This is a genomic window from Micromonospora sp. NPDC007271 (assembly GCF_040634005.1).
Lineage (GTDB): Bacteria > Actinomycetota > Actinomycetes > Mycobacteriales > Micromonosporaceae > Micromonospora.
The window spans coordinates 1-24,991 of record NZ_JBEYER010000034.1 but is presented as its reverse complement, the minus strand read 5'-3'; the positions used below and the strand labels follow the sequence as shown (position 1 = coordinate 24,991).

Annotated in this window: 24 protein-coding genes and 5 tRNA genes; 27 read left to right on the top strand and 2 right to left on the bottom strand. The window is 69.2% G+C overall.

The features are described 5' to 3' along the window. Window positions 1-301 precede the first annotated feature (301 nt). From ABZ570_RS14820 to ABZ570_RS14810, 3 genes are read left to right on the top strand one after another with little or no spacing between them, the layout of a single operon-like run. Window positions 302-631 carry a metalloregulator ArsR/SmtB family transcription factor gene (locus tag ABZ570_RS14820; protein ID WP_358062462.1) on the top strand — a complete coding sequence of 110 codons (330 nt, stop codon included), beginning with the start codon at window positions 302-304 and terminating at the stop codon, window positions 629-631. Further along, complete coding sequence (locus ABZ570_RS14815; protein WP_358062459.1) at window positions 631-1,359, top strand: cation transporter; 729 nt, start codon at window positions 631-633, stop codon at window positions 1,357-1,359. The genes ABZ570_RS14820 and ABZ570_RS14815 overlap by 1 nt, the downstream gene beginning before the upstream one ends. Beyond that, on the top strand, window positions 1,356-1,502 hold the full coding sequence (locus tag ABZ570_RS14810) for a hypothetical protein (RefSeq protein WP_358062456.1): 147 nt from the start codon (window positions 1,356-1,358) through the stop codon (window positions 1,500-1,502). Before ABZ570_RS14815 ends, ABZ570_RS14810 begins: the two co-directional genes overlap by 4 nt. A 124-nt stretch (window positions 1,503-1,626) precedes the next feature. On the opposite strand, the gene ABZ570_RS14805 is transcribed toward ABZ570_RS14810, so the two are convergent. Then, on the bottom strand, window positions 1,627-2,121 hold the full coding sequence (locus tag ABZ570_RS14805) for a YajQ family cyclic di-GMP-binding protein (protein ID WP_358062453.1): 495 nt from the start codon (window positions 2,119-2,121) through the stop codon (window positions 1,627-1,629). 147 nt (window positions 2,122-2,268) lie between these two features. Between ABZ570_RS14805 and ABZ570_RS14800 the strand changes: the two genes are divergently transcribed. The 4 genes from ABZ570_RS14800 (at window position 2,269) to ABZ570_RS14785 (ending at window position 4,812) form a co-directional block, all read left to right on the top strand. Then, window positions 2,269-2,352, top strand: a tRNA-Tyr gene (locus ABZ570_RS14800). 151 nt (window positions 2,353-2,503) lie between these two features. Beyond that, window positions 2,504-2,566 (top strand) — tRNA-Phe (locus ABZ570_RS14795). A gap of 657 nt (window positions 2,567-3,223) precedes the next feature. Beyond that, window positions 3,224-4,447: an IS256 family transposase gene (locus ABZ570_RS14790; RefSeq protein ID WP_358062450.1), complete on the top strand. Its 1,224-nt coding sequence runs from the start codon at window positions 3,224-3,226 to the stop codon at window positions 4,445-4,447. Further along, window positions 4,444-4,812, top strand: coding sequence for a hypothetical protein (locus ABZ570_RS14785; protein ID WP_358062447.1), 369 nt, complete (start codon window positions 4,444-4,446; stop codon window positions 4,810-4,812). The genes ABZ570_RS14790 and ABZ570_RS14785 overlap by 4 nt, the downstream gene beginning before the upstream one ends. A gap of 348 nt (window positions 4,813-5,160) precedes the next feature. Here the strand turns inward: ABZ570_RS14785 and ABZ570_RS14780 are convergent, their stop codons facing one another. Further along, window positions 5,161-5,622 carry a hypothetical protein gene (locus ABZ570_RS14780; protein ID WP_358062444.1) on the bottom strand — a complete coding sequence of 154 codons (462 nt, stop codon included), beginning with the start codon at window positions 5,620-5,622 and terminating at the stop codon, window positions 5,161-5,163. A gap of 305 nt (window positions 5,623-5,927) precedes the next feature. Between ABZ570_RS14780 and ABZ570_RS14775 the strand changes: the two genes are divergently transcribed. The 20 genes from ABZ570_RS14775 to rpoC form a co-directional block, all read left to right on the top strand. After that, window positions 5,928-7,181 carry an IS701 family transposase gene (locus ABZ570_RS14775; RefSeq protein ID WP_358062442.1) on the top strand — a complete coding sequence of 418 codons (1,254 nt, stop codon included), beginning with the start codon at window positions 5,928-5,930 and terminating at the stop codon, window positions 7,179-7,181. 123 nt (window positions 7,182-7,304) lie between these two features. Beyond that, window positions 7,305-7,790 (top strand): hypothetical protein, encoded by a 486-nt coding sequence (locus ABZ570_RS14770; RefSeq protein ID WP_358062439.1) that lies wholly within the window; start codon window positions 7,305-7,307, stop codon window positions 7,788-7,790. 455 nt (window positions 7,791-8,245) lie between these two features. Then, window positions 8,246-8,374 carry a hypothetical protein gene (locus tag ABZ570_RS14765; protein WP_358062436.1) on the top strand — a complete coding sequence of 43 codons (129 nt, stop codon included), beginning with the start codon at window positions 8,246-8,248 and terminating at the stop codon, window positions 8,372-8,374. Window positions 8,375-8,461: 87 nt separating this feature from the next. Next, window positions 8,462-10,990 (top strand): bifunctional diguanylate cyclase/phosphodiesterase, encoded by a 2,529-nt coding sequence (locus ABZ570_RS14760; RefSeq protein WP_358062433.1) that lies wholly within the window; start codon window positions 8,462-8,464, stop codon window positions 10,988-10,990. Between the two features lie 96 nt (window positions 10,991-11,086). Further along, window positions 11,087-11,159, top strand: a tRNA-Thr gene (locus tag ABZ570_RS14755). A gap of 26 nt (window positions 11,160-11,185) precedes the next feature. Continuing rightward, window positions 11,186-11,258: transfer RNA gene (locus tag ABZ570_RS14750), tRNA-Met, on the top strand. Window positions 11,259-11,387: 129 nt separating this feature from the next. Next, window positions 11,388-11,555: a 50S ribosomal protein L33 gene (gene rpmG / locus ABZ570_RS14745; protein WP_007073056.1), complete on the top strand. Its 168-nt coding sequence runs from the start codon at window positions 11,388-11,390 to the stop codon at window positions 11,553-11,555. 122 nt (window positions 11,556-11,677) lie between these two features. Continuing rightward, the gene (locus ABZ570_RS14740; protein ID WP_358062430.1) at window positions 11,678-12,124 is read left to right on the top strand and encodes a MaoC family dehydratase N-terminal domain-containing protein; all 447 of its coding nucleotides are present in this window, start codon (window positions 11,678-11,680) and stop codon (window positions 12,122-12,124) included. Between the two features lie 2 nt (window positions 12,125-12,126). Next, the gene (locus tag ABZ570_RS14735) at window positions 12,127-12,519 is read left to right on the top strand and encodes a MaoC family dehydratase (RefSeq protein ID WP_358062427.1); all 393 of its coding nucleotides are present in this window, start codon (window positions 12,127-12,129) and stop codon (window positions 12,517-12,519) included. A 127-nt stretch (window positions 12,520-12,646) separates the two neighbouring features. Then, window positions 12,647-12,719, top strand: a tRNA-Trp gene (locus ABZ570_RS14730). Window positions 12,720-12,934: 215 nt separating this feature from the next. Continuing rightward, window positions 12,935-13,327: a preprotein translocase subunit SecE gene (gene secE / locus ABZ570_RS14725; protein ID WP_358062424.1), complete on the top strand. Its 393-nt coding sequence runs from the start codon at window positions 12,935-12,937 to the stop codon at window positions 13,325-13,327. Window positions 13,328-13,362: 35 nt separating this feature from the next. After that, entirely contained in the window at window positions 13,363-14,085 is a 723-nt protein-coding gene (gene nusG, locus ABZ570_RS14720) for a transcription termination/antitermination protein NusG (protein ID WP_358062421.1), read from the top strand. Between the two features lie 187 nt (window positions 14,086-14,272). Beyond that, window positions 14,273-14,704: a 50S ribosomal protein L11 gene (rplK, locus tag ABZ570_RS14715; protein WP_358062418.1), complete on the top strand. Its 432-nt coding sequence runs from the start codon at window positions 14,273-14,275 to the stop codon at window positions 14,702-14,704. 83 nt (window positions 14,705-14,787) lie between these two features. Continuing rightward, on the top strand, window positions 14,788-15,504 hold the full coding sequence (gene rplA / locus ABZ570_RS14710; RefSeq protein WP_358062415.1) for a 50S ribosomal protein L1: 717 nt from the start codon (window positions 14,788-14,790) through the stop codon (window positions 15,502-15,504). Window positions 15,505-15,582: 78 nt separating this feature from the next. Continuing rightward, on the top strand, window positions 15,583-16,443 hold the full coding sequence (locus ABZ570_RS14705) for an ATP-binding cassette domain-containing protein (protein ID WP_358062412.1): 861 nt from the start codon (window positions 15,583-15,585) through the stop codon (window positions 16,441-16,443). After that, complete coding sequence (locus tag ABZ570_RS14700) at window positions 16,440-17,129, top strand: hypothetical protein (RefSeq protein WP_358062409.1); 690 nt, start codon at window positions 16,440-16,442, stop codon at window positions 17,127-17,129. The genes ABZ570_RS14705 and ABZ570_RS14700 overlap by 4 nt, the downstream gene beginning before the upstream one ends. Window positions 17,130-17,527: 398 nt before the next feature. After that, the gene (rplJ, locus tag ABZ570_RS14695; RefSeq protein ID WP_357314333.1) at window positions 17,528-18,073 is read left to right on the top strand and encodes a 50S ribosomal protein L10; all 546 of its coding nucleotides are present in this window, start codon (window positions 17,528-17,530) and stop codon (window positions 18,071-18,073) included. Between the two features lie 54 nt (window positions 18,074-18,127). Then, the gene (gene rplL, locus ABZ570_RS14690; RefSeq protein WP_358062406.1) at window positions 18,128-18,511 is read left to right on the top strand and encodes a 50S ribosomal protein L7/L12; all 384 of its coding nucleotides are present in this window, start codon (window positions 18,128-18,130) and stop codon (window positions 18,509-18,511) included. 574 nt (window positions 18,512-19,085) lie between these two features. Beyond that, the gene (locus tag ABZ570_RS14685) at window positions 19,086-22,517 is read left to right on the top strand and encodes a DNA-directed RNA polymerase subunit beta (protein ID WP_358062403.1); all 3,432 of its coding nucleotides are present in this window, start codon (window positions 19,086-19,088) and stop codon (window positions 22,515-22,517) included. A gap of 81 nt (window positions 22,518-22,598) precedes the next feature. After that, the coding region (gene rpoC, locus ABZ570_RS14680; protein WP_358062400.1) for a DNA-directed RNA polymerase subunit beta' at window positions 22,599-24,991 on the top strand (2,393 nt) is incomplete at its 3' end.

The following is a 24,991-nucleotide window of genomic DNA, read 5'->3' as shown; positions in this document are numbered from 1 at the left end:
TCACCCGGCCAGCGCCGCGCGCTTACCGGGATCAAAGGGGGGCGGACCGGGTACGCCCAGAAATGTTCGTCTTCTTCTCGAACCGGATCGGCTGCCTCGGCTCGCTCCTGATCAGCGCGATCCTGACGGTGATCCTGCTGCTGGTCTTCGCACGCTGAGTCGAGGTGTCGGAACCGGTCCGCTAGCCTCCGCCCGCCGTGGAAAGGGGCGGGGGCGTGGACTCTGGGACACATTGGCCATCTGCCGGGTCCAGGGTTAGTACAGCCATTGCTGAATACAGCTTCGACTGTACTATCGCCGGGTGGAGACGTTGACGTACGGGCAGGTGCTCGCCCGGTTCGGCCATGCACTGTCTGACCCGATCCGGGCGCGGTTGCTTCTGGCGCTGCGGGACGCTCCGGGCTATCCGGCAGACCTGGCCGACCTGGTCGGCACGACCCGCCAGAACCTGTCCAACCACCTGGCCTGCCTGCGGGGCTGCGGCTTGGTCGTGGCGGCGCCGGAGGGCCGGCGGACCCGCTACGAGCTGGCCGACGCGCGACTGGCGCACGCGCTCGGTGACCTGCTGAACCTGGTCCTGGCGGTCGACCCGACCGTGTGCGCGGACGCCGACGAGAAGGACTGCTGCTGATGTCCGCCCCGTTGCTCCAGATCCAGCCCGGCAGCCTCGCGGCTCGACGTGCGGTGCTGGCGAGGCGGGTGCGGCTCCTGGTGGCCGCGACGATCACCTACAACGTGATCGAGGCGGTCGTCGCGATCGCCGCCGGCAGGGCCGCATCATCCACCGCGCTGATCGGCTTCGGTCTCGATTCGGTCATCGAGGTGTCCTCGGCGGCAGCGGTGGCGTGGCAGTTCGCCGGACGTGACCCCGAAGCGCGGGAGAAGGTCGCACTGCGGATCATCGCGGTGTCGTTCTTCGCCCTGGCCGCGTACGTCACCGTCGAATCGGTGCGCGCGCTTGCCGGTGACCGGGAGGCCGAGCAATCAGCGGTCGGCCTGGTCCTGGCCGCCCTGTCGTTGCTCATCATGCCGGTGCTGTCCTACGCGCAGCGGCGGGCCGGGCGTGAGCTGGGCTCCCGGTCGGCGGTGGCCGACTCCAAGCAGACCCTGCTCTGCACCTACCTGTCAGCCGTGCTGCTCGTCGGCCTGGGCCTCAACAGCTTGTTCGGCTGGTCATGGGCCGATCCGCTGGCCGCGCTGGTCATTGCCGCAGTGGCGATCAAGGAGGGCCGAGAGGCGTGGCGTGGCGACGCCTGCTGCGCCGTGCCGGTCAGCGGTGCCAACCCGTTGACTGCCCGGGCCGAGGACGCCTGCGGCTGCCAGCCCGGCTGCTCCTGCTGCTCAGGAGAGGCGAAGTGATCTTCCAGCGCATGCCCGAACCGGTACGCGTCGCGTTCGACGCCGAACTGTTCATCGCTCGCACCGCGACCGATCCCGCCACCGCCTGCCGCGCCGCCGCACACATCCTGTTCCAGCAAACTGAGCGACCAGGTCGGCGGTAGCCCGTCCAGACCGTCGCCAGGCCGTCGTCCGTCAAACAGCGGTGACGAACGACGACCACCAGCGACGACATCTGACCAGGCCACAGCGGGTGATCCGCCTGCCGACCAGCGGGGTGGCTGCGGCTTACCGGTAGTTGGTGAACTGAAGGGCGAGGCCGAAGTCTTCGCCCTTCAGCAGCGCGATGACCGCCTGGAGGTCGTCCTTCTTCTTGCCGGTGACCCGCAGCTGGTCGCCCTGGATCTGGGCCTGGACGCCCTTCGGGCCCTCCTCGCGGATCTTCTTGCTGATCGCCTTGGCCTTGTCCGAGTCGATGCCCTGGATCACCTTGGCGTCGATCTTGAAGACCTTGCCCGACGAACGCGGTTCACCGGCGTCGAGCGACTTGAGCGAGACGTTCCGCTTGACCAGCTTCTCCTTGAAGACGTCCAGGGCGGCCAGGACGCGCTCCTGGGTCTCCGCCTGGAGACTGATCGCCTCCTCGCCCGACCAGGAGATCTCCGCGCCGGTGCCGCGGAAGTCGAACCGCGTCGCGAGCTCCTTCGCCGCCTGGCGGAGGGCGTTGTCGACCTCCTGCCGGTCGGCCTTGCTCACGATGTCGAACGACGGGTTCGCTGCCATGCTCATGCTCCTGCTGTCCGGCGGTCTGTCCTGTTCCGTCCCCCGCTGACCAGCGGTAGGACCCCCTGACGGTACCCGGTTGCGGTGCCCCCGGGGGCAACCGCTATCCTTGCTTCCGCTGCCGCGCTCGCCGCGGTGGCACGCCCTGGCGGGTTGCCCGAGCGGCCAATGGGAGCGGACTGTAAATCCGTCGCGAAAGCTACAGAGGTTCGAATCCTCTACCCGCCACCAGGTGCGAGAACGGCCCCGTGAGCTGCGGAAACGCACTCCGGGGCCGTTCTCGTTGTGTCCAGTCAGGTCGAGCCTGGTCCAGGGCTCCATGGGCCTCCACGGGAACTAGCGGGAACGCTGATCTCGGCTGCCGGCTCGGAACCTACAGCCCGGCTTGGTGGTGAGCATCCGACTGAAAATCGGAAGGCCGGCGGTTCGACCCTGCCCCTGGCCACATCGCCTTTCGCCGGGCTACAGAGATCCCCACCTGCGGAAACGCCGGTGGGCATCTTCTTGTGTGCCCTCGTGTTACATCGATCGGCGTTGGCGACCGCACTTGGCCCGTGATCGCCGCCGCCTATCGCACGTAGATCGCACGCGCCGCTCCGGCGGGTCGGACCTGGAAGATGGTCCTTGGGCTGGCCCGGGCGCTAACGTACCGGATGCCAGTTATTGATCTGGATGCGCCGCCGCGCAGCTCGCCGCCTCTGCGACGCCCGCACCCTCGGTTTGTCATTGCCGCCGGCGTGATGCTGGGCCTTGGCTTTCTCACCGGCGAGCCGGCGGAACGACCCTTGCGGGTTGATACGAGGTCGGTTTGCGGGCCTCCTACGGTTGAAGCAGACAACACGGCGACTCCAACAACCTTGTGGCCGAGGGTCGAGCTCACCATCGATCCTCAGACCGGCCGTATCGTTTTGGTGCGCTGCCACACCCCTTGAGGTGCTGCGCCGCGTTGGGGGCGGCGGCGGTCAGCAACACCTCAGCCGGGGTCACGTCCCGGGGAGTGGTGTAGGAGCTGACCTGCTACGGCGTGCCGCCGAGATAGAGGCGGGTCATCGCGTGAGTCTCTGTGTGAACGACCAAGAACACGCAGAGAACGGAGTACGCGATGACCCTGGACCAGTCTGCCTTGTTGGACGTGCTGGACGCACTCAAGGCCGCCGACGTGAACGATCGTGTCCGGCAGGCCGCGGAGACGATCTACCAGGCGTTGATCGAAGCGGAGTTGACCGCCGTGATCGGTGCTGCCCCGCACGAACGCAGCCAGGCCCGGTTGGCGCAGCGCAACGGCCACCGGTCCCGCACATTGACCACGACGGCCGGTGACCTGGAACTGCGGATCCCGAAGCTGCGCACGGGGTCGTTCTTCCCGAGCTTGTTGGAGCGGCGTCGGCGGGTGGATCAGGCGTTGTTCGCGGTGGTGATGGAGGCATACCTGCACGGCGTGTCCACCCGCAAGGTCGACGACCTCGTGAAGGCGTTGGGCGCCGACTCGGGGATCTCCAAGTCCGAGGTGTCACGGATCTGCGCCGACCTGGACGAGGAAGTCTCGGCGTTCCGGGACCGGTCCCTGGCCACGGCGGCGTTCCCGTACGTGTTCCTCGACGCGACGTACTGCAAGGCCCGCGTTGACCGGCGGGTGGTGTCCCAGGCCATCGTCGTGGCCACCGGCGTCCGCGCCGACGGGTGGCGGGAAGTCCTCGGCTTCGCCGTCGGTGACAGCGAGGACGGTGCCTTCTGGACCGCCTTTCTGCGCAGCCTGAAAGCCCGCGGGCTGGGCGGGGTGCAGCTGGTCATCTCCGACGCCCACACCGGCCTCAAGCAGGCCATCGCCGCCGTGTTCATCGGCGCGGCCTGGCAGAGGTGTCGGGTGCATTTCCTGCGCAACGTCCTGGCCCAGGTCCCGAAGGGCAACGCGGAGATGGCCGCCGCCGCGATCCGCACCATCTTCGCCCAACCCGACGCCGGACATGTCCGCGAACAACTCGACGTCATCGCCGGCATGCTCGGCCGACAGCTACCCAAGGTCGAAACCATGCTCCGCGACGCTGCCGAAGACCTTCTCGCCTTCACCACGTTCCCGGTCTCGCACTGGAAGAAGATCTGGTCGACCAACCCCCTCGAACGGCTCAACAAGGAGATCAAACGACGCACCGACGTCGTCGGCGTGTTCCCCAACCCCGAAGCCCTGCTCCGCCTCGCCGGCGCCGTCCTCGTCGAAGCCCACGACGAATGGCAAACCGGCGACCGCCGCTACCTCGCCGAAGGCACCATGGCACTGATCACCGCACCCGCCCCCACCGCCGCAACGACCGAACTGGCAGCCGCATGACCACCATCGCCTGGCCCGACCGCAGGGCCGACATCATCAACGCCCTGTCCATCCTCGCGACCCTGCGCCCACACGAGCCCACGCCCTGGCCCGGCCTGACCGAAGCCGTCCACTGGCTCATCGACGACACCTTCTGGGACCAGCACCACCCCCGCCACGACATCGGCACCATCCTCGTCAGCACCAACGAGGCCAACGCGATCACCACAACACTCGAACCCTTGACCGCCATCCTCGACGAACTCGGGCCCACCGCCCCCGACGACGACTACCTCACCCACCCCCGATGGCATGAAGTCACCCACGCCGCAACCAACACTCACCAACTCATGACTGGCAAAACCCCAACCCGACCCCGACACTGAACGGACGAGCAGAGACTCACGGCTCTACACCACTCCGCGGGACGCGACCCTCAGCCGGTGCCGTGACCGCCTACCTTGCGGCGCCCTGCCGGCCAGGTCCGGCAGGTCGGACGCTTCATCGGTGAGTTAGTACTCCAACGTCACTTCGCTTGTCTGCGCTGGTAGTGGGATCGCCGGGCTCGGGCTTGGGATATTCGTCGCCGGTCACACGACGAGTCGGCCGGCCGGCAGCTCGGCCTTTCCGCGCGCACCGTGCGTCGGGTGGGGGCCGAGTTGCCGACCGACTCGGGGTGAGCAGCCGTTTCCAGGGGGTACCGAGGCGGGTCCGCCAAGGCTGGATCTGACGCATCAGATCGGCTCTTCGTAGTTCTGCCGCATGGAGATGCTCACCTCAGCACAGACCGGGTGATCCGCCGGGCAGGCGGTGCTGGCCATCGCTGTCTGTGTGATGGTCAGGCCGCCCCGGTCGTACATCCAGCACGCCACTCCCGAACTGTTCAGGCAGGATTCCTTGGGCCTACGCCTCCACCCGGCCGCCGCGATCTGCTTGTCCAGGTCGCGAACCGCCGCGTCCGGACTGGTGTTGACCTTGTAGTCACGGTTCCAGTGGAACTTGCCCCGCGATCTGTCTGCCGCCTTGCCGCCCCAGAGTTGCCAGCCTGCCGGAATGGCGATCTCGTCGAGACGGGTCTGTCCGATGGCGAGCAGCTCCTCGGTCGACCGCTTCTCAGGCGGCGGGCCGCCGCACGCCGACACGAGCGTGACGCCCCCCAGAGTCAGCGCCACCAGCCAACGGCCGTTGAACCGCATGGCGTACCTCTCTCCGTTGTCGCATCCGGACCGGCCGCCGTAGCCGGCCCGGATCACCGCGATTGCCGCTCCCTACCGGGCCCCGGCGGGGCCTGCGTGACCAGGCACAGGCCCGCGCCGGTCAATCACTTAGAACCAGAAGTTAATACTCCACCGTCACTTGGCTTCGGCCTTGGGCGTGGCGCGGGCATGAGGGCGGCCACCGCGTTGATCATCGATGGTTTGTGAGGACAACCGAAGATCGTGCGGTGGCCGCGGGCCACAGCGTAGACCCCGCCGGGTGGCGGGTCATCCTGGACGAGGCGGTGACGCGCGCAGCTGGCCGGTTCGTGCGGGCGGAGCCGCGTCGGACCGCCGGGCAGTTCGTGGAAGGGCTGCTGTCGGGCGTGGAACGTAAGACCTGCTGGTCCCTCGCGGAGCGGGCGGGTCACGCCGATCCGCAGGCGATGCGGCGGTTGCTGCGTACGGCGGTGTGGGACGCCGACGCCGTCCGCGATGACGTGCGTTCCTGGCTGGTCGAGCAGCTCGGCCACCCCGACGCCGTGCTGGTCATTGACGAGACGGGCTTCCTGAAGAAGGGCGTGTGCTCGGTCGGGGTTCAGCGGCAGTACACCGGCACCGCCGGTCGTGTGGAGAACAGCCGGGTCGGGGTGTTCCTGGCCTACGTGTCACCCGCGGGCCGGGCGATGATCGACCGTCGGCTCTACCTACCCGAGACGTCCTGGTGCGATCGCCCCGACCGCCTCGCTGCCGCCAGCGTTTCCGATCAGGTCGGGTTCGCCACGAAACCGGCCCTGGCCCGGCAGATGATCGCCGCCGCGTTGAACGCCGGCGTCCCGGTCGGATGGGTGACCGGCGACGAGGTCTACGGCGCCGACCCCGGCCTGCGCGATGACCTGGAACACCGCGGGATCGGCTACGTCCTGGCCGTCGGCTGCGACCGACGCGTGCACGTCAACGAAGGCCGGACCCTGATCCGCGTCGACGACCTCGCCGACCGGATCCCCACCGCCGAGTGGCAGTTGCACAGTTGCGGGCCGGGTGCGAAAGGTCCCCGCGACTACCTGTGGGCCTGGATCACCACCGCCACCAGCCCCGGTGAGCATCGGTGGCTGCTCATCGGCCGCAACCGCACCACCGGCGAGCTGGCCTTCTACCTGTGCTGGTCACCCCGCCCCGTGCCGCTGCACACCCTCGTCACCGTCGCCGGCTCCCGCTGGAGCATCGAGGAGTTGTTCCAGACCGGCAAAGGCCAGGTCGGCCTGGACCACTACCAGGTCCGCGGCTGGACCGGCTGGCACCGATTCATCACCCTGGCCATGCTCGCCCTGGCCATCCTGGCCATCCTCGCCGCCCAGCAGCCCGACGACGACCCGGAGATCATCGCGTTGACCGTCGCCGAAATCCGCAGACTCCTCAACGCCTTCGTCCTCGCCACACCGCTACCACCAGCGCACACCCTGCACTGGTCAACCTGGCGACGAACATCCCAAGCCCGAGCCCAACGATCCCACTACCAGCGCAGACTCGGCCACCAAGCCGCGCGGAAGATCAAGTGACGTTGGAGTATTAGACCCGGCCGGTCGTCCTCGACCTCGAGACCCCTCTCCTGAAGCTCGGTCAGCTCTGGCGCCCGCAATGGCCACCCGATCATGCTGGGTACCTCGGTACGGGGAGGTCGGGTGAGTAGGACGTGCTTCGTCGAGTTCAATGGCGCGGGCTTCTGGGCGTTCAGCGACAGCCTGGCTGTCCTGCTCGGTCAGGCCGTTGTGGTGGCGGAGGAGATCGCGGCTGATCGGCGCTCGGCGGCCTTCCCGGACGTCGTCGATCAACTTCGTGCGAGTGCGGTCGTGCCGGACCTCGGCCTCTTTGTCGACGTGGGCTGGCGTGGTGATCGACTGGATCTGCTCCTGCGGCTGATCGAGGAGGCGAACCGGCGGCTGGGCGAGCGTGAGCGCGTGACAGCGTCCGAGGTGGCAGGCTGGACGACGCTTGGCGACGACGTGATCGAGCTGCGGCGCGACGCGATGGACACGGCGCCGGTGATCGAGCTCGGTCAGGGTGTGCTGCAGCTGCTTCGAGAGAGTCTCCCGCCCGCGCCGCGGGGGATGTGGTGGTTCTACGGCGTGGAAGGTGGCCGCCAGACCATCGTCATGCGGACCGTGTGAGGTTGACCCCGGCTGGTGGACCGGGCCGACTGGCCGCCTACCGGAGCGGGCGGCTCGAGGCGGCGATGGGCTGGCCGGGATGGCTGGCGGGCTTCGACATGAATGAGCGGACAGCCTCTGGCGCTCCGGCCGGATCCAGGTATGGTGGTCAATGCCTGGAGTGGACGAGGCTCCCCTGAGCGCGCCTCGTCGTGACGTAGCGTGACGATCGATGATCCCGAGAGTTTGGGTGGCTTGATCCGTTTGCGGTGAACGTCGGATTCCGCAGTGGACGAAGTGATCAATGACGCCTCGGCGCCCCTGATCTGGCTGGCCGTCCCCGCGGTTCCGGACCGAACGGCGAAACCTCCGCGACGGTCGGATCGTGCCTGCTTCCACGGCTTTCCTGCGCTTGCGCCTTGTGGCACCATCATGGGACTCGTCATCGTTGTGTCTTTCTCACGACAGGAGCAATCATGTCTGGTCGAAGGCTGGGCCGGCTGCTTGGCTCGCTATTCCTTCTGGCCGCGCTGTTCGGCGCTGCCGCTCCCGCCAGCCTCGATGTCGACGCCGGTGCCCAGCCCGTGGACATCGTCTGGCAGTGATCTTCTGCCCGTTCTCTTCCCGCACGTCCGGGCACCAGTACCGCAGCGTCGGTGGCGGTGCGTAGCACCTGATTTCTAAGGAGCCGGATGATCGGGCGCGATCGATCACGACGCAGGTCGTCCGAGGACGCCTGGATCATCACCGCTCCCCTGGCGATGGTGGCGGTGGTCTGCGCCACCATCACCGGGCTGGTCGCCGACCCTCCGATCGGGAAGTGGCCGCAGGCCGCACTGCTGCTCGTCCTCATGATCGCGGCGGGCCTGCCACTGCTGAGCCTGATCGTCCGCCGGCAGACGGTCGGCGTCACGCTGACCGAGTTGCCGTTCGTCTTCGCGCTCTACTATCTGCCGCCGCTGACGGTCGTCCTCGTCTACACCCTGGCCTCGCTCGTCATCCACATCCGCCAGCGGATGTCCGCCCCGAAGGTCTGGTTCAACGTCGCCCGGGCCGCGGCCGGGGCCTCGCTCGCCACCCTCGTGCTGCAGGCGTTTCCGCCGCTGTCCGGGGTCGGACCACGCGTCTGGGGGAGCGTCTTCGCGGCGGTCAGCATCCTGTTGATGGTCAGCGTCCTGTCGGTGGCCGCGGTACACACGCTGCTGCACGGCTGGCAGACCGGCCGCGGCATTCTCCGCACCTCGAAGTCGGGGCTCGTCCTTTCCGGCATCAACGTCTCCCTCGCGTTGATCGTGCTGATCGTGGTGGAGGGCACCTGGTGGTCGTTGCTGCTGCTCGCCGTGCTCGGCGTCGGCTTGGCCCTGGTCTACCGCTCGTACGCGCAGATCTTCCGCCAGCACCGCACTCTCACCGATCTGTACGACGTGACCCGCGCTGTCACGGAGAGCGGAGAGAGCGGGGCGATCGCCGACGCCCTGCTCGGTCGGGTCCGCGCGCTGATGCAGGCCGAGTACGCCACCCTCTGGCTGCCGGCGCAGGGCCCGTACCCGGAGACCCTGCTGACCGCCCGGGTGGACGACCCGGGCCTGCTGGACCTGGCGCGGACCCCGCCTGAGATCCGGGAGATGGTGCGACGGAGCGGCCGGACCATCGCCGTCGGGCGGATCGTCACCACCGACCCCGAGCTACGGCCCCTGCTGACCCGGCACCGGGTCAAGGACATCGTGATCGTTCCGCTGCGTTCGGGGCAGGTGGTCATCGGTGCCCTGGAGGTCGCCAACCGGCTCGGCGACGGCAACCACTTCACCGGGGCCGACATCGCGGTCCTGGAGACGGTCGCCGCGCACGCCGCCGTCGCCCTGGAGAACTCCCGCCTGGTCGACCGCCTGCGGCACGACGCGAACCACGACGGGCTCACCAAGCTGCCCAACCGCCGACGGGTCACCGCGGCGGTTGCCGAGGCGGTCAAGATCCGGGCACCCGGCGAGGTGGTGGCGCTGCTGCTCTTCGACGTCGACCGGCTGCGTCAGGTCAACGAGTCGCTCGGCCACGCGGCCGGCGACAAGGTCCTCGTCGAGGTCGCCGAGCGACTGCGTGCCTGCGCGCCCTCCTCGGCGCTGGTCGGCCGCGCCGGCGGTGACGAGTTCCTGGTGACGCTGCGCCTGGAGAGCGCCGAGGCGGCACTGGAGCTGGCCGGGCAACTGCGCGAGCAGATCCGCGACGAGATGGTCTTCGACGCGCTCACCCTGGACGTGGACACCGCCGTCGGGGTGGCCGTGCATCCCGACCACGGCAGCGACGCGGTGACCCTGCTCCAGCGGGTGGACCTGGCGGCGACGGCGGCCAAGTCCGTCCCGGGCAGCGTGCAGCTCTACAGCCCGGCGCTGGAGTCCCGGTCGCTGCGTCGGCTGGGCCTCGCCGGAGACCTGCGTCGCGCGCTGGACGACGGCAAGCTGGAGGTCTACTTCCAGCCCAAGGTGACGCTGCGGGACCGGCGTCTGGTCGGCGTGGAGTGCCTGGCCCGCTGGGAGCATCCGGCGCACGGCACGGTGGCCCCGGACGACTTCGTCGCGGTGGCCGAGCACACCGGCCAGTTGGGCCGGCTCACCGAGTTCGTGCTCCGGGAGAGCCTGCGCCACAGCCGGGACTGGAGCCGCGGCGAGCGGGCGCTCGCCGTGTCGGTCAACCTCGCCGCCCGCACGCTCACCGATCAGCACTTCCCCGTGCTCGTACGCGAGCTGCTCGACGAGTACGACGTGCCGCCGCAGCGGCTCACCCTGGAGATCACCGAGTCCGGCGTGCTGGACGGCACCGAACGTCCGATACCCACCCTGCGGCGCCTACGCGACCTCGGTGTCCGGCTTTCGGTGGATGACTTCGGCACGGGCAACTCGTCCCTGGCCCAGCTGCGCCGGCTGCCGGTCAACGAGGTGAAGGTCGACCGGTCGTTCGTGCAGGGGATGGCGACCGATCCCGGCGACCTCGCCATCGTGAACGCGGTGGTGACCCTCTCTCAACAGTTCGGCCTGGCGGTGGTGGCCGAGGGGGTGGAGAGCGAGCTGACCCTGGAGCTGCTCCAGGACATCGGCTGTGAGATCGGCCAGGGCTTCCTGTTCAGCCGGCCGCTGCCGTACGAGCGGCTGGAGGCCTGGTTCGGGGCCCAGGTGGAGCCGGACACCATCTCGGTCGGCGAGCTGCCCCGCCTGCGGGTGGTGCCCTGAGCTGCGCGGATGCGGCGAAGGGGGATCCGATTTCACCTCGGCGAAGAGGTCGTGTACTGTTTCCCCTGCGCGACACCCCACGGGGTGATCGGGTAGGCCCCCTTAGCTCAGTCGGCAGAGCGTCTCCATGGTAAGGAGAAGGTCTACGGTTCGATTCCGTAAGGGGGCTCAGAGGGTTCAGCTGGACCCACCTGCGGCGGTGTAGCTCAGTTGGCAGAGCAAGCGGCTCATAATCGCTGTGTCGCCGGTTCAAGTCCGGCCACCGCTACTCTCGTCCGCCGGGCCATCTCGGCGGTCGGTAGGATGGGCGCCATGGGCGCCCACTTTGCATGTCTGCGCAGCAACCGCGTAGGCTGATGCGCCGTAGTTGACCCGTTAGCGAGGAAGGCACTCCGCCGTGGCGAAGGCGACCGATGTCCGGCCGAAGATCACTTTGGCGTGTGTGGAGTGCAAGGAGCGCAACTACATCACGCGCAAGAACCGCCGCAACGACCCGGACCGCATCGAGCTGAAGAAGTTCTGCCCGCGCGACGGTCGGCACACGGTCCACCGCGAGACCCGCTGACCTTCGCCGGCCGAGCCGGCCCGGTTCCACCGCACTTCCGAACGCCGATCCGCACGGACGGCGGCCCTGGGCCGCCGAGCCCGTACGGGTCGGCGTTCGTGCTTTCCGTGTAGGTTCGCGGCATGTCCCTGGACCCGTCCTTCGTCGGCCGGACGTACCCGCCGACCGCCCCCTACCAGGTGGGCCGAGAAAAGATCCGCGAGTTCGCCACCGCCGTCGGCGCCACCGACCCGGCCCACCACGACCCGGAAGCCGCCCGGGCGCTCGGGCACCCCGACGTGGTCGCCCCGCCGACCTTCCCGGTGATCGTGACCATGGCCGCCAGCCAGCAGATCGTCGACGACCCGGCGCTCGGCGTCGACTACAGCCGGGTCGTCCACGGCGACCAGCGCTTCTCGTACACCCGACCGGTGGTGGCCGGTGACGAGCTGGTCTGCGTCAACACCATCGAGGAGATCGCCAACCGGGGCGGGCACGGCTTCCTGACCACCCGCACCGACGTGAGCACCGCCGCAGGCGAGCCGGTGGTGGCCGTCTGGTCCAAGATCGTCGTACGCGGGGAGGCCTGACCGTGGAGCTGCCCATCCAGACCTTCCGGGTGACCCGTGCGGACCTGGTCCGCTACGCGGGCGCCTCGGGCGACTTCAACCCGATCCACTGGAGCGACCGCACCGCCACCAAGGTGGGCCTGCCCGGGGTCATCGCCCACGGCATGTTCACCATGGCGCTGGTCGGCCGGGCGGTCACCGCCTGGGCCGGCAGGCCGGATGCCGTGGTCGACTTCGGCGTGCGGTTCACCCGGCCGGTGGTCGTGCCGGACACCGACGAGGGCACCGAGATCGTGGTCAGCGCGGTGGTCAAGGAGGTCACCGAGGCGGGCCTGACCAGGCTCGACATCACCGCGACCTGCCACGGGGAGAAGGTCCTGTCGCAGGCCCGGGCGACCGTGCGGACGCCCCGCTGACCGGCCTGTCGACGCGCGAGGGGTAGACCGGTTGGGAAAGTCGCCCGACTACCCGTACACTGGTCCGCCGTGGGGCAAGTGACCCCTGCCCGGCACTGCGTGTTCGGGTTGGGGTGAGTTGCCGCACAGGGGTGTAGCTCAATTGGCAGAGCAGCGGTCTCCAAAACCGCAGGCTGCAGGTTCAAGTCCTGTCACCCCTGCGCCTCAGGCCTGACCGTTCCCGTGGGTCGCGCCGCCGTATGGCGGCGTCCGGCCCGTGGTGGTGGCACCGGCGGGGTGGTTCCGAGGCATTCGGGGCCCTCCCGGTCGGTCCGCCGGCCGCGGCCCGTCGCGGGACGGTTTGGTCCGGCCGGCGTGACCACACGCCGCGCACGCCCAATCAGCGTGCGACCCGACATCCCGCACGGAGGGCGAAGTGGCCGAGAACAAGCGGCGCGGCGAGGACGCCGGCGACGAGCGTCTGCCTGAGGACGCGGTCGTCGACGACACGGCCGAAGACGACGCCACCAGCGAGGATGAGCCGGTCTCCCGGGGCGGCACCGCCACCCGCAAGCGGGCCGTCGCCGAGTCGACCGAGGGCCGGAAGACCCGCAAGGACACCGAGCGGATCGGGCTGTTCGCCCGTATCGCGCGGTTCTTCCGCGAGGTAGTGGCCGAGCTGCGTAAGGTCATCTGGCCGACCCGCAAGGAACTGCTGACCTACACGGCCGTGGTGGTCACCTTCGTCGCGGTGATGCTGACGATCGTGGCGGGCCTGGACTACGGCTTCGCGAAGGCGGTCCTGTGGGTCTTCGGCAACCCCAGCTGACCGGCTACCAGCGATATTGACGGAAGTGAGCGAGCGTGCCTGAGTACGACGAGACCGCCGAGACCCCGGACGAGCAGTCCACGGTGGCGACGGCGGCCAACAACGAGTCGGTCGAGGCCGCCAGCGAGCCGGAATTCCCGACCACCGAGCCCGCGCCGGACGAGGAGTTCGACCCGGTCGCCGAGCTGCGCCAGAAGCTGCGCTACGCCCCCGGCGACTGGTACGTGGTGCACTCGTACGCCGGCTACGAGAACAAGGTCAAGACCAACCTCGAGACCCGGATCACGTCCCTCGACATGGAGGACTACATCTACCAGGTCGAGGTGCCGACCCGGGAAGAGGTCGAGGTCAAGAACGGCAAGCGGTCGCAGGTCCAGGCGAAGGTCTTCCCGGGCTACATCCTGGTCCGGATGGAGCTGACCGCCGAGTCCTACTCCTGCGTCCGGAACACCCCGGGGGTCACCGGCTTTGTCGGCGCGACCGACCGGGCCGACCGGCCGGCGCCGCTGAGCCTCGAAGAGGTGCTGAAGTGGCTGGCCCCGGCGGTCGAGACCGAGCAGAAGAAGGCCAAGCCCGAGGTCAAGGTCCTCGACTTCGAGGTCGGCGACTCGGTCACCGTCACCGACGGCGCCTTCGCCTCGCTGCCGGCGACGATCAGCGAGATCAACGCCGACCAGCAGAAGCTCAAGGTTCTGGTGTCGATCTTCGGTCGGGAGACGCCGGTCGAGCTCAACTTCAACCAGGTCGCCAAGATCTGACGTACGCCTGGCACCGGCGGTGGGCTTCCCGGCCCGCCGCCGGTGCGCCGTTTCGCCGCCCCGCCGGACCTCGGCCGAGGGGGCGGCGGACGGCTGCGCTACCCTAGAACGTCGGCTGTCCGCACCACGCTGACCGTGCGTGCCCGCGGGCCGGCAAGAATCCCAGTTCCAAGCCCCAGGAAGAGACATGCCTCCGAAGAAGAAGCTCGTCAAGACGTTCACGCTTCAGCTGCCGGCGGGCCAGGCCACCCCGGCGCCGCCGGTCGGCCCCGCGCTCGGCCAGCACGGCGTGAACATCATGGAGTTCTGCAAGTCCTACAACGCGCAGACCGAGTCGCAGCGGGGCGACATCGTCCCCGCCGAGATCAGCGTCTACGAGGACCGCACCTTCACCTTCGTCCTGAAGACCCCGCCCGCCGCCCGGCTGCTGATCAAGGCCGCCGGCGTGCAGAAGGGCTCGGGCGTCCCGCACAAGGAGAAGGTCGGCACCGTGACCCGCGCCCAGGTGCGCGAGATCGCCGAGAAGAAGATGGCGGACCTCAACGCCAACGACCTCGACCAGGCCGAGAAGATCATCGCCGGCACCGCCCGGTCGATGGGCCTGAACGTCGCCGACTGACCTCGGTCGCAGCTCCACCCGATCAGTTCGTGGGAGGGCCGCGGACGTCGCGCGCCCGCCAGAGACCACAGGAGTAACGAGACATGCAGCGCAGCAAGAACTACCGCAAGGCCGTCGAGGTCATCGACCGGTCGAAGCTCTACTCTCCCGCCGAGGCCGTGAAGCTGGCCAAGGAGACCACCAACGTCAAGTTCGACGCCACGGTCGAGGTCGCCATGCGCCTCGGCGTCGACCCCCGGAAGGCGGACCAGATGGTCCGCGGCACGGTCAACCTGCCGCACGGCACCGGTAAGACCGCCCGCGTGATCGTCTTCGCCGCCGGCGCGAAGGCCGAGGAGGCCGCCGCCGCGGGTGCGGACGAGGTGGGCACCGACGAGTTGGTCGCTCGTATCCAGGGCGGTTGGCTGGACTTCGACGCGGCGATCGCCACCCCGGACCAGATGGCCAAGATCGGCCGGATCGCGCGGATCCTGGGCCCGCGCGGCCTGATGCCGAACCCGAAGACCGGCACGGTGACCATGGACGTCGCCAAGGCCGTCTCGGACATCAAGGGCGGTAAGATCACCTTCCGGGTGGACAAGCACTCCAACCTCCACCTGATCATCGGCAAGGCGTCGTTCTCCGAGGCTCAGCTGATCGACAACTACGCGGCGGTGCTGGACGAGGTGCTGCGTTCGAAGCCGTCCGCGGCCAAGGGCAAGTACCTGAAGAAGGTCACCCTCACCACCACCATGGGCCCGGGCGTCCCGGTCGACCCGAACGCGGTGAAGAACCTGACCGAGGCTCCGGCCGAGGCCTGAGCACGACTGCCCTGACGGGGCCCCGCCACCCACGTGGCGGGGCCCCGTTCGTCTGTCCCGTGTGGCAGGCTCGCCCCCATGCGGCTCGAGGAGGTCTGGTTCCGCTACCAGCGGCGTGGCTCGTGGGTGCTGCGGGCGGCCGAGGCACGGATCGGCCCGGGCGAGGTGGCGGTCGTGCTCGGGCGTAACGGCGTCGGCAAGTCGACGCTGCTCCAGCTCGCCGCGGGCGGGCTCCGGCCGGCCCGCGGCCGGGTGGTCGACCGGCCCGCCGTCGTCGGCTGGGTGCCGGAGCGCTTCCCCGCCGACCAGCCGTTCACCGTGGCGCAGTACCTCACCGCGATGGGCCGGGTCGCCGGCCTCTCCGGGGCCGAGGCCGACCGGGCGGCGCGGCGCTGGGTCGACCGGCTCGGCCTGGCCGGGTTCCGGGACGTCCGGCTGCCCCAGCTGTCGAAGGGCACCGCACAGAAGGTCGGCCTGGCCCAGGCGTTGCTGCGCCCGCCCGGCCTGCTGGTCCTCGACGAACCCTGGGAGGGGCTGGACGCCGCCGCCCGGGAGCTGGTGCCGGAGGTCATCGGCGAGGTGCTGGCCGACGGCGGCACGGTGCTGGTCAGCGACCACCGCGGCGAGACGGTCCGGTTGCCCACGGCCCGGCGGTGGACGGTCGCCGACGGCACGGTGACCGAGCAGACGCCGTCCGAGGGCGCGGCGATGGCGGTGGTCGAGCTGATGGTCCCGGCCACCCGGGTCGCGGCCGCCGTCGCCCGGTTGCGCGCCGACGGCCATCACGTTCTCCGGGTACGCGACCACGCCGCCCCGCCTCCCGTCACGCGCCCCGACGCCGGGCCGGCCGGTGCCGCCCTCCCCGTCGAGCCGGCTCCGGTCGCGGTCGACGGCGGTGCGCCGGCAGACCCCGGCCAAGCCCCGGAGGTGGCCCGGTGACCGCGCTGGTCCGGCTGCGGCTGGCCGGCTTCCTGCGTACCGGACGGGCGCTGGCGCCGGTGCTGGCCGGCCTGCTGGCCCTCGGCGTCCTCTACGGCGGCGGCCGGGCCCAGCCGGCGGAGGCGTACGGCGTCTCGGCGGTGGTGCTGTTCCCGGTGCTGGCCTGGCAGACCAAGCTCCTGCTGGACGTCGAGCCGGACGTGCAGCGCCGGCTGGCCCGGGTGGTGGTCGGCCCGGCCCGCGAGCAGGCCGCCGGCCTGCTCGCCGCGGCCACGGCCGGGCTCGGCACGGTCGCCGTGGCGCTGATCCTCCCCTGGCTGGTGGGCGGGGTGGCCGGCCCGACCGGGCCGGGGGACCGGCCGGTGGCCGCCGGGGTGGCGCTCGGCCTCTGGGCTCACCTGCTCGCCCTGCCGGCGGCCGTGGCGCTGGGCGCCCTGTCCAGCCGGACGATCACCCGCACCGCCGGGTACGGCGTCGCGGTGCTCGCGGTCGGTGCGGTCGGCACCCTGGTCCTCGGGCTGAGCAGGTCGCTGGCGCCGTGGCTGGCGCCGCCGGTGATGCCCACCGCCCGGGCGCTGGCCGGCCCGCTGACCGGGTCGACGGCACTGCTGCTGAGCACCTGGGGGCTGATCTGGGCGGTGGTGGCCCTGACCGGCTACGCCTGGGCCCGCCGTACCCGCGCTTGATCGACTCGGTGTGCCGCACATCGGTGGCCCCCGACCCGGTCGACGGCGCGATACGCGGCAACCGGCCTTGAGGCCGAACCGGGTCGGGTGACCGGGGGCACTCCGGGGCGATTTGGTGGCGCCGGAGCACGTGGCGTAGTCTTGCCGGGTAGTTCCACCCAGAGACCGCTGGTCACCGTGCCCCGGCACGGTCGAAGGTCCCGCGATGACGGGCGACCCGCGCAGGGCGGCAAGCGAAAATCGGTGCTGTGTGTGGTCCGCCGACCGCGCCCGTCGTGCCGGCCCTCGCCCCGTGCGCCCTGCGCCGGGGCTTTTCTCGTTGTCGTGATGCCTCCGCGCCGTCGCGAGCCTTCGCTCGTCGTCGGCGTACCAGCTCCGAGCAACGAGAGAGGAGGGACATGGCGGACAAGCCGATCCGGGCCGACAAGGCCACGGCCGTCGCCGAGCTGACCGAGAGCTTCCGCAACGCGGGGGCGACCGTGCTCACCGAGTACCGCGGGCTCACGGTTTCCCAGCTCACCCAGCTGCGGCGCTCGCTCGGCAAGGAGACCAGCTACACGGTCGCGAAGAACACGCTGGCGAAGCGTGCCGCGACCGACGCGGGCATCTCCGGCCTCGACGAGCTGTTCACCGGTCCTACCGCGCTGACTTTCGTTTCGGGCGACGTCGTCGAGGCGGCGAAGGGGCTTCGCGACTTCGCGAAGGCCAACCCGAAGCTCGTCATCAAGGGCGGTGTCTTCGAGGGCAAGGCCATTTCCGCGGCCGAGGTCACGAAGCTCGCCGACCTGGAGTCCCGCGAGGTGCTGCTGGCCAAGCTGGCCGGCGCCATGAAGGGCAACCTGAGCAAGGCCGCGGCCCTGTTCCAGGCTCCGCTCTCCAAGGCCGCCCGCGCGGCGGCCGCCCTGGCGGACAAGCGCGAGAAGGAGGGCGCCGAGGCGGCCTGAGGCCCCACGGCGCACCCACGTTCTTAGTCAAACCATTAGGAAAGGACGCCAGACATGGCGAAGCTCAGCACCGACGAGCTGCTCGACGCGTTCAAGGAGATGACGCTGATCGAGCTCTCCGAGTTCGTGAAGCAGTTCGAGGAGACCTTCGAGGTCACCGCCGCCGCTCCGGTCGCCGTGGCCGCCGCGGCGCCGGGTGCCGCTCCGGCCGAGGCCGAGCCGGAGAAGGACGAGTTCGACGTCGTCCTCGACGCCGACGGTGGCAAGAAGATCCAGGTCATCAAGGTCGTGCGTGAGCTGACCGGCCTGGGCCTGAAGGAGGCCAAGGACCTGGTCGAGGCCGCGCCGAAGCCGGTCCTGGAGAAGGTCAACAAGGAGACCGCCGAGAAGGCCAAGGCCAAGCTCGAGGGCGAGGGCGCCAAGGTCACCCTCAAGTGACCTGAGGTCGACCTGACGCGCGTCCGGCTCACGTGAGCCGGGGCACACCGCGTCGCGGCGGGCGGTGATCCGAACCCGGATCGCCGCCCGCCGTGGTTGGCGGGGTACCCGGTGGCAGCGGGGTGAGCAGGGCATCCAGCGTCCGCGTACGGCTCAGACAGCGACGCCTGTCGGTAGTCCGTCGGGGGGAAAGCCATCTCGACCGGTCACCGGCCCTTGACGCGGCACGGGCTGGCAGGCACGCTGGCACCAGCAAGACCTTCCGCGCTTGCAACGGCCACCTCCTGGGTATGGCAGCGACAGCAACACCGTCGCGTCACCCGGGCGGCCCGGCAGGGACGTCGCGTTCCGAGCGGCCCGGCAGACCCGGTTTTCTGAGGGTCCCGAGGCAAGTTCCGCGACGACCTGCGGGGTGGGCTGGACAGCGGTTAGCCTCTCGGCTACACTGCTAGTTTGCGCTGCCTTCCGACTTGACCCCTGCTCGGAAATGTCCGTTTGTGGATAATTCTGGTGGGGTCATTGGAGTGCACGCGTACCAGCCGTTCTGCAGCACCGGTCCTCGGAAGGACGCATCTTGGCAGCTTCCCGCCCTGCGAAGACCAGTCGTACGTCGAGCGCATTCGCGCCCCGCCGAGTTTCTTTCGGCAGGATCACGGAACACCTCGAGGTCCCCAACCTCCTCGCCATTCAGAACGAGTCCTTCGACTGGCTCGTCGGCAACGAGGCTTGGCAGGGCCGGTCGGCGGACGACCCGCACGCACGCTCGGGTCTCGCGGAGATCCTCGACGAGATCAGTCCCATTGAGGACTTCTCCGGCACCATGTCGCTCTCCTTCTCGGCTCCGCGCTTCGACGAGGTCAAGGCCTCGATCGAGGAGTGCAAGGAGAAGGACCTGACCTACTGCGCCCCGCTGTTCGTCACGGCGGAGTTCACCAACAACACCACCGGCGAGATCAAGAGCCAGACGGTGTTCATGGGTGACTTCCCGATGATGACGCCGAAGGGCACCTTCATCATCAACGGCACCGAGCGCGTCGTGGTCAGCCAGCTCGTCCGCTCGCCCGGCGTCTACTTCGACAAGCAGCCCGACAAGACCTCCGACCGCGACCTCTCCAGCGTCAAGGTCATCCCCAGCCGGGGTGCCTGGCTGGAGTTCGACATCGACAAGCGCGACACGGTCGGCGTCCGCATCGACCGCAAGCGCCGGCAGGCCGTCACCGTCCTGCTCAAGGCCATCGGGTGGTCGGCGGAGCAGATCCGCGAGAAGTTCGGCTGGTCCGAGCTGATGATGACCACGCTCGAGAAGGACCACATCGCCGGCCAGGACGAGGCGCTGCTGGACATCTACCGCAAGCTCCGTCCGGGTGAGCCGCCGACCCGCGAGAACGCCCAGACCCTGCTGGACAACCTCTTCTTCAACCCGAAGCGGTACGACCTGGCCAAGGTCGGGCGGTACAAGTTCAACAAGAAGCTCGAGATCGACGTCCCGATCACCACCGGGACGCTGACCGAGGACGACATCGTCGCCACCGTCGAGTACCTCTGCCGGCTGCACGCCGGCGAGGAGGGCTACGAGGCCGACGACATCGACCACTTCGGCAACCGTCGCCTGCGTACGGTGGGCGAGCTGATCCAGAACCAGGTCCGGGTCGGCCTGTCCCGGATGGAGCGGGTCGTCCGTGAGCGGATGACCACCCAGGACGTCGAGGCGATCACCCCGCAGACCCTGATCAACATCCGCCCGGTGGTGGCGGCGATCAAGGAGTTCTTCGGTACGTCGCAGCTGTCCCAGTTCATGGACCAGACCAACCCGCTGGCGGGCCTGACCCACCGGCGCCGGCTGAGCGCGCTCGGCCCGGGTGGTCTCTCCCGGGAGCGGGCCGGCTTCGAGGTCCGGGACGTGCACCCGTCGCACTACGGCCGGATGTGCCCGATCGAGACGCCGGAAGGCCCGAACATCGGTCTGATCGGCGCGCTCTCCACCTTCGCCCGGGTCAACCCGTTCGGCTTCATCGAGACGCCGTACCGGAAGGTCGTCGACGGCCGGGTCACCGACCAGATCGACTACCTGACCGCGGACGAGGAGGACCGGTTCGTCAAGGCGCAGGCCAACGCCCCGCTGAAGTCCGACGGGTCGTTCGCCGAGGATCGCGTCCTGGTCCGCCGTAAGGGCGGCGAGACCGAGGACGTGCCGCCGGCGGCCGTGGACTACATGGACGTCTCGCCGCGGCAGATGACCTCCGTCGCGACCGCGATGATCCCGTTCCTCGAGCACGACGACGCCAACCGCGCGCTCATGGGCGCGAACATGCAGCGCCAGGCGGTGCCGCTGGTCAAGGCCGAGTCGCCGCTGGTCGGTACGGGCATGGAGTACCGCGCGGCCGTGGACGCCGGTGACGTCGTCGTCGCCGAGGTCGGCGGCGTGGTCGAGGACCTCTGCGCCGACTACATCACCGTCCACCAGGACGACGGCCACCGCCGGACGTACCTGCTGCACAAGTTCCGCCGCTCCAACGCCGGCTCCTGCGTCAACCAGAAGCCGGTCGTCTTCGAGGGCGACCGCGTCGAGGCCGGCCAGGTCATCGCCGACGGTCCGTGCACCGACGAGGGCGAGATGGCGCTCGGGCGCAACCTGCTCGTGGCGTTCATGACCTGGGAGGGCCACAACTACGAGGACGCGATCATCCTGTCGCAGCGCCTCGTGCAGCAGGACGTGCTCACCTCGATCCACATCGAGGAGCACGAGGTCGACGCCCGGGACACCAAGCTCGGCCCGGAGGAGATCACCCGCGACATCCCGAACGTCAGCGAGGAGATGCTCGCCGACCTCGACGAGCGCGGCATCATCCGGATCGGCGCCGAGGTCGTTCCCGGCGACATCCTGGTCGGCAAGGTCACCCCGAAGGGTGAGACCGAGCTGACCCCCGAGGAGCGGCTGCTCCGCGCGATCTTCGGCGAGAAGGCGCGCGAGGTCCGGGACACCTCGCTGAAGGTGCCGCACGGTGAGACCGGCACGGTCATCGGCGTGCGTACCTTCTCCCGCGAGGACGGCGACGAGCTGCCCCCGGGCGTCAACGAGCTGGTCCGGGTCTACGTGGCCCAGAAGCGCAAGATCCAGGACGGTGACAAGCTCGCGGGCCGTCACGGCAACAAGGGCGTCATCTCCAAGATCCTGCCGATCGAGGACATGCCGTTCCTGGAGGACGGCACCCCGGTCGACATCGTGCTGAACCCGCTCGGTGTGCCGTCCCGGATGAACATCGGCCAGGTCCTGGAGACCCACCTCGGGTGGGTGGCCAAGACCGGCTGGAGCGTCGACGGCGACGACACCGAGTGGAAGCGCCAGCTCCGCTCGATCAACGCGCACGAGTCCGAGCCGGACACCAACGTGGCCACCCCGGTCTTCGACGGTGCCCAGGAGGAGGAGATCTCCGGTCTGCTCGCGTCGACCCTGCCCAACCGGGACGGCAAGCAGCTGATCGGCTCCTCCGGCAAGGCTCGGCTGTTCGACGGTCGCTCCGGCGAGCCGCTGCCGGACCCGATCGCGGTCGGCTACATCTACATCCTGAAGCTCAACCACCTGGTCGACGACAAGATCCACGCCCGGTCGACCGGCCCGTACTCGATGATCACGCAGCAGCCGCTGGGTGGTAAGGCGCAGTTCGGTGGCCAGCGCTTCGGCGAGATGGAGTGCTGGGCGATGCAGGCGTACGGCGCCGCGTACGCCCTGCAGGAGCTGCTGACGATCAAGTCCGACGACGTCCTGGGCCGGGTCAAGGTCTACGAGGCGATCGTCAAGGGCGAGAACATCCCCGAGCCGGGCATCCCGGAGTCGTTCAAGGTGCTGCTCAAGGAGCTGCAGTCGCTGTGCCTCAACGTCGAGGTGCTCTCCAGCGACGGTGTGGCCCTGGAGATGCGCGAGACCGACGACGAGGTGTTCCGGGCCGCGGAGGAGCTGGGCATCGACCTGTCCCGGCGCGAGCCGAGCTCGGTCGAAGAGGTCTGAGGTGAGCGGTCGGGGGCCGGTCCGCCGGCTCTCGACCCCGCCCATTAGCTAAGCAGTACAGACGACGACATAGGGGACATAGTGCTCGACGTCAACTTCTTCGACGAGCTGCGCATTGGCCTCGCCACCGCCGACGACATCCGTCAGTGGTCCCACGGCGAGGTCAAGAAGCCCGAGACCATCAACTACCGCACCCTGAAGCCGGAAAAGGACGGGCTCTTCTGCGAGAAGATCTTCGGTCCGCAGCGGGACTGGGAGTGCTACTGCGGTAAGTACAAGCGGGTCCGCTTCAAGGGCATCATCTGCGAGCGCTGCGGCGTCGAGGTGACCCGCTCCAAGGTTCGCCGGGAGCGGATGGGTCACATCGAGCTGGCCGCTCCGGTGACCCACATCTGGTACTTCAAGGGCGTCCCGAGCCGGCTGGGCTACCTGCTGGACCTCGCCCCGAAGGACCTCGAGAAGATCATCTACTTCGCCTCGTACGTCGTGACGAGCGTGGACGCCGAGGCGCGTCACCGTGACCTCTCGACCATCGAGAACGAGATCCTGGCCGAGAAGCGGCAGGCCGAGAACAGCCGCGACTCGGAGATCGAGAAGCGGGCCGCCAAGCTCGAGGCCGACCTGGCCGAGCTGGAGGCCGAGGGCGCGAAGGCGGACGTCCGGCGCAAGGTCAAGGAGGGCGGAGAGCGCGAGATGCGCCAGATCCGCGACCGGGCCCAGCGCGAGATCGACCGCCTCGACGAGGTCCTCGACACCTTCCGCAAGCTCGAGCCGAAGCAGCTGGTCACCGACGAGCTGCTCTACCGCGAGCTGCGCGACCGCTTCGGCGAGTACTTCACCGGCGGCATGGGCGCCGAGGCCATCAAGGCGCTGGTCCAGAACATGGACCTCGACGCCGAGGCCGAGAGCCTGCGCGAGACCATCCGCTCTGGCAAGGGCCAGCGGAAGATCCGGGCGCTCAAGCGGCTGAAGGTCGTCGCGGCGTTCCAGAACACCCGCAACTCGCCGCTCGGCATGGTGCTGGACTGCGTCCCGGTCATCCCGCCGGACCTGCGTCCGATGGTGCAGCTGGACGGTGGCCGCTTCGCGACCTCTGACCTGAACGACCTGTACCGCCGGGTGATCAACCGGAACAACCGGCTCAAGCGGCTGATCGACCTCGGCGCGCCCGAGATCATCGTCAACAACGAGAAGCGGATGCTCCAGGAGGCCGTCGACGCGCTGTTCGACAACGGCCGCCGCGGCCGGCCGGTCACCGGGCCGGGCAACCGCCCGCTGAAGTCGCTCTCCGACATGCTCAAGGGCAAGCAGGGCCGGTTCCGCCAGAACCTGCTGGGCAAGCGTGTCGACTACTCCGGCCGCTCGGTCATCGTGGTCGGCCCGAAGCTCAAGCTGCACCAGTGCGGCCTGCCCAAGCAGATGGCGCTGGAGCTGTTCAAGCCGTTCGTGATGAAGCGGCTGGTCGACCTCAACCACGCGCAGAACATCAAGTCCGCCAAGCGGATGGTCGAGCGGCAGCGGCCGGTCGTGTGGGACGTGCTGGAGGAGGTCATCGGCGAGCACCCGGTCCTGCTGAACCGGGCGCCGACCCTGCACCGGCTGGGCATCCAGGCCTTCGAGCCGCAGCTGGTCGAGGGCAAGGCCATCCAGATCCACCCGCTGGTCTGCACCGCGTTCAACGCCGACTTCGACGGTGACCAGATGGCGGTCCACGTGCCGCTGTCCGCCGAGGCCCAGGCCGAGGCGCGGATCCTGATGCTGTCGTCGAACAACATCCTCAAGCCGGCCGACGGCAAGCCGGTCACCATGCCCACCCAGGACATGGTCATCGGTCTCTACCACCTCACCCACCTCACCCCCGGTGGCAAGGGTGAGGGCCGGGCGTTCAGCTCGGACGCCGAGGCGCGGATGGCGTACGACAGCGGCGATCTGCACCTGCAGGCCCCGGTCAAGATCCGGCTGCGCGACATCGTCGGGGTCGACAACGGCGCCGGCGCCGAGCCGTGGGTCGCGCCCGAGGGCTGGGTCGAAGGCGAGCCGGTGACGGTGGAGACGACCCTGGGCCGGGTCCTGTTCAACGAGACGCTGCCGCAGGGCTACCGCTTCGTGAACTACGAGATCCGCAAGGGCCAGCTCTCCGCGATCGTCAACGACCTCGCCGAGCGCTTCCCGAAGGTGGCCCTCGCGGCCACCCTGGACGGGCTCAAGGAGGCCGGTTTCCACTGGGCCACCTGGTCCGGCGTCACCATCGGCATGGAGGACGTCATCGCTCCGCCGCGCAAGCGGGAGATCCTGGAGCGGTACGAGAAGGAAGCCGACCGGATCGACAAGCAGTACCAGCGTGGTCTGATGACCGCCGAGGAGCGCCGCGGCGAGCTCATCGAGATCTGGACCAAGGCGACCAACGAGGTCGCCAAGGAGATGGACAACGCGCTGCCGCAGGAGAACCCGCTGTGGAAGATGATCAACTCGGG